This window comes from Chryseobacterium sp. PMSZPI (assembly GCF_002835665.1).
GTDB lineage: Bacteria > Bacteroidota > Bacteroidia > Flavobacteriales > Weeksellaceae > Chryseobacterium.
In genome coordinates, this window is the sequence record NZ_PIZV01000059.1 from 40,212 (window position 1) to 53,060 (window position 12,849).

Sequence of the window (12,849 nt, forward strand, 5' to 3'; positions counted from 1 at the left end):
ACATAAAAAGGAGTTTTTTATGCTAACCACATCTATCTGACCATTGGAATTAAAATTTATAATCGTATTATCTTCTCATAGTTTGAAAAATCTATAATGATATTCAGAAAATATAAAAAGTATAGATGTAAATATGGAAGGATAGAAACGTGATACATCCAATATTTTTCATTAAATTCGCATAAAAATTTTTAAAGTAATGAATTACGATATTATTGTCATTGGAAGTGGTCCTGGTGGATACGTAACTGCGATCAGAGCAGCACAATTGGGTTTCAAAACCGCAATTATCGAGAAAGAAAACTTAGGAGGAATTTGCCTTAACTGGGGATGTATTCCAACTAAAGCTTTATTGAAATCTGCTCAGGTTTTTCATTATATCAACCATGCTGAAGATTATGGATTGAATAAAGTGGAAGCTAGTTTTGAGTTCCCTAATGTGATCCAAAGAAGCCGTGGTGTTGCCAGCAAAATGAGCAAAGGAATCGAATTCTTAATGAAAAAGAATAAGATTGATGTAATTCTTGGAACTGCAACCGTTAAAAAAGGTAAAAAAGTTTCTGTTACAGATAAAGATGGTAAAGTAGTTGAATATACCGGAAATCACATTATCATCGCTACAGGAGCTCGTTCAAGAGAATTACCAAACCTACCACAAGACGGTAAAAAAGTAATCGGATACAGACAAGCGTTATCTCTTCCTGAGCAACCAAAATCTATGATCGTTGTAGGTTCAGGAGCTATCGGGGTAGAGTTTGCTGACTTCTATAATACAATGGGAACAAAAGTAACTATTGTAGAATTTATGCCAAATATTGTTCCTGTAGAAGATGAGGAAATCTCTAAACACTTAGAGAAATCTTTGAAAAAATCAGGAATCGAAATTATGACCAACGCTTCTGTAGAAAGCGTAGATACAACAGGAGAAGGTGTAAAAGCTAACGTTAAAACAGCTAACGGAAACATTACTCTTGAAGCTGATATCTTATTATCTGCTGTAGGTATTGCTGCCAACATCGAAAACATCGGTTTAGAAGAAGTAGGAATCCAAACAGATAAAGGCAGAGTTTTAGTAAACGAATGGTATGAAACTTCAGTACCCGGATACTATGCAATCGGTGATATCATCCCAACTCAGGCATTAGCACACGTTGCTTCTGCAGAAGGAATCACTTGTGTTGAAAAAATCAAAGGAATGCACGTTGAAAAAATCGACTATGGCAATATCCCCGGATGTACATACTGCCACCCTGAAGTAGCTTCTGTAGGTCTTACTGAAAAGCAAGCGAAAGAAAAAGGATACGAAATCAAAGTAGGTAAATTCCCTCTTTCTGCAAGTGGTAAAGCTACTGCAAACGGAAATACAGATGGTTTCATCAAAGTTATTTTCGACGCTAAATATGGTGAGTGGTTAGGATGCCATATGATCGGTGAAGGTGTTACAGATATGGTGGCTGAGGCTGTTGTAGCAAGAAAACTGGAAACTACAGGTCATGAGATCATCAAATCTATCCACCCGCACCCAACAGTTTCTGAAGCTATTATGGAAGCTGCTGCAGCTGCTTATGGTGAAGTGATCCACATCTAATCTGGTATATACAGTAATTGATATAATAAAAGCTCAGAGAAATCTGAGCTTTTTCATGTTCTGTGATATTCATTTTTCTCTTCAGATTACCCCAACTTATTGCTTAGTTCATAAGTTTTGAGAATGATCCATGGTTGTTCTGCTTTTGTTGTTAAAAGCTTAAATCACCATAAAACGTAAGAGGCATATTGTATGCGGGATTTTAACTTTTTTGTGGCTTTTAGGTTAATCTTTTTGATCCATTTAAAAATATTTTTCTTAAAATAATTTTAAAATTGACACATTTATGAAAATAAATCAAATTATATCAACCTGTTTTCTTACATTTATTCAATGAATTTTGAGAAAGTAGGGCTTGTTTTATCAGGAGGCGGTACCAAAGGAATCGCCCATGCTGGGGTATTAAAATTCTTGAAAGAAAAAAATATAGAAATTGATGTTCTATCCTGCTGTAGTGCGGGATCTATTGTAGGATGTCTTCATGCTATAGGTAAAACGCCGGCAGAAATTATGGAATTTTTCAATTCCGTGTATTTTTTCAACTGGAAACATTTTACATTCAATCAACCGGGACTGGTGTCTTCCATTATTTTCAGAAACTATCTTAAACCTATTTTTCATGATATGAAATTAGGTGATCTGGATATCAAAGTTAAAATTGTAGCTACAGAATTAGTTTCCGGAACCCAAAAGATTTTTGATGATAATTTTGAAATTGTAGATGCCATTATTGCTTCTTGCTCTATTCCGGGAGTAACAACGCCTTACATTATCGGTGATGAAATGTATTGTGATGGTGGCGTTCTTAATAATTTTCCGGCAGATATTATCAGAGATGAATGCGACAAGCTCATTGGAGTATTTGTATCTCCTCCCAATGAAGCTAAAATTGAAGAACTGAACTCTATTAAAGCAATTGTTTCCCGCTCTTATGATCTTCTTTCCTATAGGGTTGAAAAAGGAAAGTTTGACTATTGTGATTGGTTTATCACTTCTCAGAAGCTATCTGCTTTTGGAACTTTTGAACGGCGTAAAGAAAGGTTGGAACAGATTTTCAACATCGGATATAAAGCAGCTAAAGAAAGCTATGACAGCAGCAGTTTCTTTACAGCATTAAGAAAATCGGGAACATAAATTACTGAAAATATCGTAGATTAATAAAACGAAGCAGATTTTTAATGACCATCTGCAAAACATACTCTATTCCATTGGAATGAAAGATAAAAAAAGAGGCTGTCTCCTATGTTTGTAAAATCAGATGTAGGAGACAACCTCTTTGTTATTTTAATTTTTAACGACTTGTCCGTCTTCACGTACAATTTCATTATCATTGCTATCATTTACTGTCAGGGTATAAGGAGCTTTTTTAGCTGAATCGGTCAGGTAGTTTCTCCAAACCTGATAAGTATGTCCCTGATTGTTAAAGACAATGTAATAATTACCGCCTGTGCCATCAGGAACCAATTCTCCATCGCTAATAATCATACTTGGCTTGGCTGTAATTTTGGAATTGGCATTCCAGGATTGATAAAGATATTTGCCATTGGGTTGTTTATCAATTCTTATTTTAAATTTCTTGGTTTTAATAATGACTGTTTTAGGAACTTTTTGAAAAGTAGAGAGGGAAACAGTATTATTAAGGTTGAGATCATTTGGAATTTCCTTGGCATAAGCAAAAGAAAATTGAGCTAAACATAAAGCTCCCAATAAAAATGGTTTAATCATATGATAGTGGTTATTGGTTAACATAAAAAAGGCATCAAATATAACGCCATTATGACAATGCTTGTAGGTATCATATTGTTTAATGAAACCGATTGCTTTTTGTCATTCTGTAAAAATCTAAGCAAAATTATTCTATAAATAATTGAACATATCTGAAGTAAAGCGTTTGGATTCCTGCGGAATGACAACACTTGTATGTATCATATTATTTAGTGAAACCAATTGCTTTTTGCTATCCTGTAAGAATTTTATTCTCTATTTTTTAGACCTTTTATTAAAAATATTATTCATGAACAGCTGTATAGCTTGCGAAAGCCTCTTCCAAACTATCAAACCTGCCTTTGAATTCATCAATCGGACAATCTTGAAGAATATTTCCTTTGTGAATAAGGATTACGCGTGAGCAAAGGGCTTCGACTTCCTGCATGATGTGGGTAGACAACAAAACTGTTTTCTCCTGGCCAATTTCCCTGACTACATTTCTGATTTCGATAATTTGATTGGGATCGAGTCCATTGGTAGGTTCATCAAGAATCAATAGGTCTGGCTGATGAATAATCGCTTGTGCTAATCCTACACGTTGTTTATATCCTTTGGAAAGTTGTCCTATTTTTTTAGATTTTTCCGGAGTGATTCCTACCAACTCGATGACTTCATCTACTCTCGACTCGGCGATTTTGTGGATGTTGGCTACGAACTGAAGGTATTCTTTCACATACATTTCCAAATAAAGCGGGTTGTTTTCCGGTAGAAAACCTATTTTTTTCTTGCTTTCGATCTCATGAGCGGCAATATTTTGACCATTAAAGATAATCTCCCCGTGATCAATTTTCAATGCACCTACAATAGATTTCATCAGGGTAGATTTTCCGGCACCGTTAGGGCCGAGAAGACCAATGATTTCATTTTTATCAATAGAAATGTTGATATTGTTTAAGGCAGTTTGTTCACCAAATTTTTTGGTTAAATTGATTATCTGAAGCGGCATAATTTTTAATGTCTTTTTGCAAAAATAAAATAAAAAAACTCATTCTATTGAATGAGTTTCGCAATATTTACAAATTATAATTATTTTCTTGATTTCTTTCCATTACCCCCAGAATGTGGAGCAGCTGTTGAAGCTGTATTGGTTCCTGATTTGGCAGGAGCAGGTTTATCATACATCGCATATTTACCATTAGTTCTCCCAAAAATCTTTTCAACCTGTTTTTGGGTTAAAAACTGAGATTTTCCAATATACTTTCTGTTTTTATTGATGATTTGGATAAACTGTACGGTCGGCTGTCCATAGTTTTTTTCATAGTGAAGCTCAATGATATCATTAGGAAGTTCTAATATGATATTTTCGCTCGGGGCAGATATGAAACCATCCATAATGAGCTTATACAGCCCGGATACATCACTGTTCAGGTTTTGAAATGAAAAAGATCTGATGGTATTTAGGTTACTGGTGTTCAGGTCTTGATAGTTGATTGTAAATTTGTCTTCCTTTTTATATAAGCCAACGGAATTATCTCTACCAATTTCTACTAGACTTTCATTTTTCAACACTTTAATTTGTGAGAAAATTGAAATACTGAACATACATGTAATAAGTAGAATTATTTTTCTCATGAATTTTAAAGTTTTATAAATTGGTACATAAACTTAGTAATAAAAAAGCTAAAAGCAATTCTATTCTAACAAAAGTAACACTTTTTTTTAATATCTATGAGTTATAAATTGTAGGAGTTATCAATTTTATTGTACGTGTAACGGGATGTAAACCATTTGTTTATAGGCTTTTTATGTAGACTTACCTATAGGGGCGGTTTGAAAATTTTAAAAAAATAATAAGGTGTAATGCATTGAAATACAGGAGTGAAGTTGTAATGTAATGGATGGATTTTAAAGAAATGAAAGAAATAATAAAAAAGACACCATTTGCTTGTAAATGGTGTCTTACATAGAATATATTAAAAAAAATTGTAAAGGCTTTTCAGCAAAGGTTCTATCTAGTCATTCTGTTTGATTTGCGGGTTATTATTAATCTCTTTATTTGGAATCTGGAATTTGAATTTATCAGGCGTCAGGTTAAATCTTCCAAACGTGTGATTGGTTCCGGTGTAGACTCTTTCTAAAGGAACATTTAACCTCTTCATATCAAACCAGGCGTATCCTTCACCCCAAAGTTCTATTCTTTTTTGAAGGATAATTTCGTTGATCAGCTCATTTCCGGATTTTGAAGATAGCGTATAACCTTTGTCTCTTTTTGAAGAAATTTCAAATAATATTTGTTTAGCTTCAGTTTCTCGTCCTTGTCTGGCTAGTGCTTCAGCCTCTATATAATAAAGTGAAGAAGCTCTGATGTAAATATAATCTCCTTCAAAAAGACTGGGATCCTTAAACTTCCAGCTTACATAGGCAGGATAATTTTTAGTCTTTCCATTGAATGTGTACTGGGCATTTTGACTACCATTGAATACTTTTTTACGGTAATCCGTTGTTGGAATAGCTTCATACAGACGTTTATCTATCAGTTTTCGGATTTGCGCAGCTCCGGCATATCCTTCGTTGGTATTATCAAACATCGAGAAGAAAGAGGCATAATAATTTCCGATACTCATGGTGGAAATGGTATTATGGAAGCCCCAGATCACTTCAGGATTATTGATATTGGAAAATCCGGTTGTGGTATAGTCATCCTCAGTCATCAAAGCAATACCGGCTTTACTCTCAGAGGCGTATTGGCCTGCTTTTATATAGTCTCCGGTTTGTAAATATACTTCAGCCGCAATGGCCTTGGCAGTTCTTTGATCGATCTGGGCTCTGGTGGGTCTTGCATAGCTGTCCAGAAGTTGAATAGATTCTTCAATATCTTTGGTGATCTGACCATATACTTCTGATACCGATGATCTTGGAAGACCCTGGTTAGGATTACTGCTGGTAAGAACCAATGGAAGTCCCGGATCAGATTGATGCCCTTTGTAATCATTAGCATAAAAACGAACCAGATAAAAATAGGAGTAGGCTCTTAATGCTAGCAATTGTCCTTTAATTGCTCTGTTTTTTGAACTGTTATCTTTTTGTAAAGTATCAAGTAATTTGTTGATGACAAATATTCTCGAGTAAAAAGTTGTCCATACAATCTCTGATGCAATATTACTGGCATTTGTAGCTTCATAATTATAAAACATTCCTAAATGCTGGTTGGTAGATTGTATTACATCGTTAGACATAAGGTCTGCACCGGCTTTTATTCCCATAATTCCAAAATCGGAATGAGAGGTAGTTCCTCCGGCTCCATTGCTGCGAAGGTCAAGATAGATCCCACCTAATATTTTTTCGGGACTTGATGAATCATTATTCAGCTGCTCTCCGGAAATATCTCCGTCCGGTAAAGTATTCAGATCATTGGCACAGCTTGAAGCAAGAAGGCTAATGGCTATGGTTGCTATAAAGTATTTTATTGTTTTCATAAATTTTTTTAAAAAGTTAATTTAAAGCCTAAAGAAACACTCGATAACAGGGAATATTTGTATGCATCAGATACTCCGGTTAATGAAGCTCTTGGGTCATATCCCTTTCTCTTAGACCACAGGTAAAGGTTATTTCCTGTCAGATATACTTTTAAGTCTGATAAGCCAGCCTGTTTGGCAAATTCATCAGATAACTGATAAGATAAAGTGACATCCTGAAGGCTGATGTAATCCGATTTTATCAAATACAGCGTTGAATTTCCGTTCTGGTTGGTTGATGTAAGATCTACTCTTGGTAAAGCCGCATTCGGATTTTCCGGAGTCCAGGTTTTATTTAAATCGGTAGAGTAGTTGGAACCATAGGTGTCTGAATGGAATAAACTTCTGTAAATATCATCATAACCATATCCGCCAAACTGATAGGCAAAATTAAGGGAAAGGTTCAGCCTTTTATAAGTAATGTCTGTTCCGAATCCACCGTATACTTTTGGTATGGCAGACTTTCCTGTATTATAATCCGTAGCTTCTTTATAATTGTTCGTTATTGTTCTTTCTTCCTTTTGAGTTGTTGGATTGATGGAAGTACGATACCATAAAGCGTCTCCGTTATCAGGGTTTACTCCTGCAAATTCTTTAAGGTAATAAGTATATCGGTCTCCGCCCTCTGTAAGGATAAATAAACCTGTAACGAGTCCTGTTCCTCTTTGCTCTGCCGGTAATCTTGTGATTTTATTTTTATAATGAGTAGCATTGGCATAGAAGCTCCATTGTACATTTTCATTGCGAAGAATATCTACATTTACATTAGCCTGTACTCCCCGGTTGGTCATATCTCCGATATTTCCATACTTCACATAAGAACCTGCATTGGATGGAGGCAAAGGAAGGGCATAAATCATATCTGACACTTTTCGTTCAAAATAATCAGCATTTAAGGATATTCTGTTGTTGAAAAGTGAGAGTTCAAAACCGGCATTCAGGTTGTTGGACGTTTCCCATTTTAAATCTTTATTTCCTTGTTTTTTAAGCGATAAAACAGGTTTTCCATCTCCAAAATTATTAATTCCGTAGATATCCTGGTAAGCATAATAATCTCTTGTGGAATTATTCAATAAAATGTTATCATTTCCTTGTTGTCCATAAGAAGCTTTTAATTTTAAAGCATTAATAACGGTATTATCCTTTAGGAAATCTTCTTTTGCTATATTCCATGCCGCACCCAATCCATAGAAATTTCCCCATCTGCTTTCCGGAGAAAACACAGATGAACCATCTCTTCTGATATTGGCATTAAAGAAATATTTACCGTCATAATTATAGAGTAATCTTGAGAAATAGCCTTCTACAGCATATTCATAGCCACTTCCGGATAGGTCCGTTATTTTCACTGCATTATCAAAAGACCATGAATCCGGCAATAAAAGTTGTTGTTTTGTTCCTGATATTCCCTCGTTTTTAATTGTATTTAATTCATGTCCGATCAGAATATTGAAGTTGTGTTGATCAAATTTTTTCTGGTAGGTAAGCAATTGCTGGTGGTTCAGGGTATATCTGAATTGAGAACCTCTGGTAATTGTACCACCTACTGAAGAAGAAGTTCCTCCCTCTGTATTTCCGAACTGAAGTGTTCTGATATTTTCCAGATAAGCTCCAAAATTATAGGTGAAGTCCAACCCTTTGATGATCTCGTAATTTAAGCCAAGGTTAGCATTGGCAATATTACTTGTCGTCTGTGACTTATCCTTTTGAAGGTTTCCTACAGGGTTTTCAAAAACGGCATAAGATCTTGTTGCTCCATTCGGACCTTGTCCGTCTCCATAATCATAAAGAGCGTTTCCATGGCTGTCATATAGTCTTTGGTAATTATCATCCCTTAAGAATACCGGATAAAAAGGTGAAATGTTTCTGGCAAACTGGAAAGGATTGGAAAAACCTCCCGTTTCCCCAAAGTCCTGTTTGCTATACGTATAGGATAGGGCAGTGGTTAATTTTAATTTAGGAGTAATGGTATAATCCAGATTGGATCTGATACCGAATCTCTCAAAGCCTGAAGAAATAAGATAGCCTTTATCATCCAGATAATTTAAGGAAGTATAAGATTTTACCTGATCACCGCTTGCGTTAATCCCTACATTCGCTTCTCTTCTCAAAGCCGGTTTGAATAGAAGTTTTTTCCAGTTATCCTGATATAATAATTGAGCTTCAGGATTAAAAGACCCATCCTGTCTGATCAATTGACTAAAAGGAACACTATATACATTATACCCCAATCTGTTTAATGCGGTAAGTCCAACATCATGAGGAGTAGGACCGGAAGGAACAGCTCCGGGTTGTTTTAATCTTGCCACTTCTCCGATTCTCGCTCTATTGTAGAAAGCTGTATAATAATCTTGTGGGGAAGTATACACCGAATAATCTTCAATGGATCTGAAATTAACTCCGGTTTTTACATCAACATCAACACTCAATTTTTTATTTTTCCCTCGTTTGGTATTTACAATAATAACTCCATTTGCACCTCTGGAACCATATAAGGCATTGGATGAAGCATCTTCAAGGAAAGAAATACTTTCAATATCTGATCCTGCAATACTGTTCAGGTTTCCACTGTAAGGGATCCCATCCAAAACGATTAACGGATCGCTGGAGGCATTGATAGAACCTATTCCTCTCATTCTTATTGTAGGCTGGGAGCCGGGTTGTCCTGAAGAAATAACCTGTACGCCTGCTACTTTACCTCCGATTCCCTGAAGGACGTTTCCGTTTTGAAGATTAGAAAGGTCTTTTGCCTTTAATGATTGTACCGATCCGGTGATTTCTTCTTTTTTCTGTTTTCCAAAAGCTACGACCACCACTTCTTTGATGGCATTTTCTTTTGAAAGGCTGTCTTTACTTTGTGCAAAGCCATATTCTGCGAACAACAGTAAGGCCAATACACCAAGTTTGCATTGTTTTTTTCTCATTATATTATATCATCTTTAAGTTTAAAATTGAAAGGTGTATTACTGTTGATCTCTCCGGTTAAAGAATAAAGTATTCCCGACCTCCTTTTTCAAGAAGGTTAAAATTGAGTGGAAATGTTAAAATTTACAGGAGATATACCCGGATTAAATCAGGTTTTGAATGTGGCGGGCTTTAATTCCTACAGTAATGTGTATTTCTTCAAAAGTTTATGACATCATCATAGTACACATACACATCATAGATTCAAAACACATGTCTTTAGAAATGATATTGTGTTGTGAAAGTCTATTTTCTGTACAACTCTCAGGCTGAACAGCTGCAATAGCAATGATTGTGAACTGGTAAGAATCAAAGTCGTTCTTATTCATGAGAATAAAGTTTATATTTTTTTAACTGTGTCAAAATTATTTAATTATTCATGAAGACTGCTCAAAAGGGGATATGAGATAAATCATATTAGTCTACTAAATTAGTGGGATAATAAAATGAAATGATGATTTTTATTTGTATTTAATTGATATTTAGGTTGTTGTGTTTTTGTTTGAAATGTTAAAATTTTATAAAACTATTTAACTTTACGGAGTGAATTAAAATTAATATAAAAAGTCTATTGTTTTTGTAGACTTTTTGATTATTTTATTACCCAGCGAATATTTAGAGTGAATGAAAGGTGATGAACTAAATACTAAGCTTACTATCTGTTTGGCTAGAGCGAATCAACCCGATTCATATATTTATTTTTTTAACCGTTTAGATCCTTACAGGATGACAATTTTGCAGTGGATATAGCATGGTAGTGATAGAGAAATTTATCTGATGTTATAGTTTATAATGCCTCAAGTAACTGTGCAAATCTGTTTATTCTGTGGGAAATTATAAGTAATTATTTCGCTTTCGAATAAACGTTGAATCTTGTCCATTTTGGCATCCAGCCACAGTTATGTTTATTTTTTAACTGTTTAGATCCCTTACCAGGATGACAAATTCCTAGTGAATATAGAACGGGAGTGATAGAAAAAAATGGTAGTGATAAAATCTTTTCTGCATTCCGAAGACAAAGGTAATTAAAGTTCAAAGCCAGTGCTACCGATAAAAATTAAAAAAGTGCTGTTTCCGGGTAAGTTTTTCTTTTGGATGATGTAATGAATTTTTAATTTTATCATTTGATTCTGAATGTTTTTATTGTTTTTGTTGTTGTTTTTCAGACAAAAGTTCTTTTAGCAGAAAAATTAATTATACTTTTGAATATCCTTATTTGAACAGAAAATGTACAAATAAGGTTTTTTTTAATGATACAGCATAATTGATTATGCTAAACGAAACCTTATTTATGATGAGAAAATATTTTATGTATGTTGCGCTTTTGGGCTCTCCTCTGTTGGCAGCTCAAAATAAAGTAGGCGAAACCTCCGCTTACCAGCAAAACTGGATGTCGTTAGAAAAGGAAAATGAAGCATTGGCATTTGATGCCGATATCCAATTGTCTGATGCTGAGCTTAGATTAGATAAAAAACTATTTCAGATACGAAAACAATTCCTTGACGAAGCAGAGAAACAAAAAACTCCTGTATATAATCTTTCTTTTAATGAAATAAAGCCATTGATAGAAAGCAGCAAATTGTTTAAAATTATCCGGACTATGCCCAAAGGAGGTTTGTTGCATACGCATAGTGGAGGAGTAACAGATATGAAATGGGTGGTTGCCACAGCAAGAAAATATAAAGAATGTTATGTTTTTGATCAAAAAGACAATAAGGATTTTATTTTTGGACAGTTAGCTTTTTTTGAAAAGGGAAAAGTTCCGAAAGGCTTTGCCAATCTTGATAAGAAATTGGCTTCAGATGCTCATTTTGAAAAAGAGCTGTTAGAATCCCTCACCCTGAAAAGGGATAATCTTTGCAGTTATAACGATTATTGGATTGAATTCGAAAAACGTTTTAAACGAATCAGTTTGTTATTGCCTTATCGTCCATTTTTTAAAGAATATTATTTGAAAGGGTTTCAGGATTTGATTAAAGATAAAGTGCAGCACGTAGAAATCAGGTATGTTTTTGATGAACTTTACGATTTTCAGCATGGAAAATATCCTGTAAAAACTTCGATCACCGATTTGCAGGATATTGTTAAAGAAATCCGTAAATCGGATCCTCAATTCAGCTTAAAGTTAATCTATTCCAGTTTTAAATTTTTAGATCCGGATGCTATTGAAAAACAACTTGAAATGGCTTTTCAGCTTAAGAAAGAATTCCCGGACATGATCTCGGGCTTCGACCTTGTGGCAGATGAGGCGGCAGGAAACAGTGTTAATTCTTTCCAGAAAAACTGGGCAACATTGAACGAACTTAAGAAGAAATATGGAGTAGAGCTACCTTTGTTCCTTCACGCAGGAGAAAGTAATTCCATTTTTAATAAAAATATTCTGGATATTGCATTACTGAACAATGAAAGAATCGGACATGGCCTGAATCTGATTTATTTTCCAAAAACGATGGAGCTTGTTAGAAAACAGGGGAGATTGGTTGAAGTAAGCCCAATCAGTAACCAGATTTTGGGATATGTAAGCGATTTACGAAATCATCCTGCAAGAGTTTTATTAAGCAACGGTATACAGTGTTCTATTAATAGTGACGATCCGAGTGTGTACGGATATGAAGGTTTGAGCTATGATTTCTGGGTCGCTTTTGTGTATTGGGAACTTAATGTAAAATCCTTGAAAAAATTAGTCTTCAACTCGATTGATTATTCTTCGATGAATGAAAGTGAGAAAAAGCAAGCGGTTGATTATTTGAATAAGGAGTGGAATAGCTTTGTTGAGAAAAGTAATTTGGCTTTAAATTGATATGAATATCTATTTATAAAAAACAAACAGCACCATTGATTTTCAATGGTGCTGTTTGTTTAATGGGTCTTAATCTTTTAGATAGTGCAGATTTTATTTGTATCCTCTTTATTTAATTTTAGTTGTAAAGGACTATAATACAAGTGATTGTTGAACAAGTATTTTTAGGGTATTACCATTTTTACAAATAAAATCAATGAGAGAAATAATTTTTTTCGAATTATAAAATTATAACTGTTTGAACAAATATACTCTTCCTTGTGATATTACAATGA

9 protein-coding genes are annotated in these 12,849 nt (G+C 34.5%); 3 read left to right on the forward strand and 6 right to left on the reverse strand.

Going from position 1 to position 12,849, the window contains the following annotated elements; genetic code table 11:
* The first annotated feature begins 199 nt into the window (after positions 1-199).
* Complete coding sequence (lpdA, locus tag CW752_RS11905) at positions 200-1,588, forward strand: dihydrolipoyl dehydrogenase (protein WP_101239933.1); 1,389 nt, start codon at positions 200-202, stop codon at positions 1,586-1,588.
* Between the two features lie 333 nt (positions 1,589-1,921).
* Positions 1,922-2,722, forward strand: coding sequence for a patatin-like phospholipase family protein (locus CW752_RS11910; RefSeq protein ID WP_101239934.1), 801 nt, complete (start codon positions 1,922-1,924; stop codon positions 2,720-2,722).
* Between the two features lie 150 nt (positions 2,723-2,872).
* Here the strand turns inward: CW752_RS11910 and CW752_RS11915 are convergent, their stop codons facing one another.
* From CW752_RS11915 to CW752_RS16925, 6 genes are all read right to left on the reverse strand, one after another.
* Positions 2,873-3,313 (reverse strand): hypothetical protein, encoded by a 441-nt coding sequence (locus CW752_RS11915; protein WP_101239935.1) that lies wholly within the window; start codon positions 3,311-3,313, stop codon positions 2,873-2,875.
* Positions 3,314-3,596: 283 nt separating this feature from the next.
* Entirely contained in the window at positions 3,597-4,301 is a 705-nt protein-coding gene (locus tag CW752_RS11920) for an ABC transporter ATP-binding protein (protein ID WP_101239936.1), read from the reverse strand.
* Positions 4,302-4,381: 80 nt separating this feature from the next.
* Complete coding sequence (locus tag CW752_RS11925) at positions 4,382-4,927, reverse strand: hypothetical protein (protein ID WP_101239937.1); 546 nt, start codon at positions 4,925-4,927, stop codon at positions 4,382-4,384.
* A gap of 380 nt (positions 4,928-5,307) precedes the next feature.
* Entirely contained in the window at positions 5,308-6,771 is a 1,464-nt protein-coding gene (locus tag CW752_RS11930; RefSeq protein ID WP_101239938.1) for a RagB/SusD family nutrient uptake outer membrane protein, read from the reverse strand.
* Between the two features lie 8 nt (positions 6,772-6,779).
* Positions 6,780-9,734: a SusC/RagA family TonB-linked outer membrane protein gene (locus CW752_RS11935; RefSeq protein ID WP_101239939.1), complete on the reverse strand. Its 2,955-nt coding sequence runs from the start codon at positions 9,732-9,734 to the stop codon at positions 6,780-6,782.
* 207 nt (positions 9,735-9,941) lie between these two features.
* Positions 9,942-10,103, reverse strand: a complete 162-nt coding sequence (locus tag CW752_RS16925) for a hypothetical protein (protein WP_185117622.1) — start codon at positions 10,101-10,103, stop codon at positions 9,942-9,944.
* A 962-nt stretch (positions 10,104-11,065) separates the two neighbouring features.
* On the opposite strand from CW752_RS16925, the gene CW752_RS11940 reads away from it, so the two are divergent.
* Complete coding sequence (locus CW752_RS11940) at positions 11,066-12,574, forward strand: adenosine kinase (RefSeq protein WP_101239943.1); 1,509 nt, start codon at positions 11,066-11,068, stop codon at positions 12,572-12,574.
* Positions 12,575-12,849 lie beyond the last annotated feature (275 nt).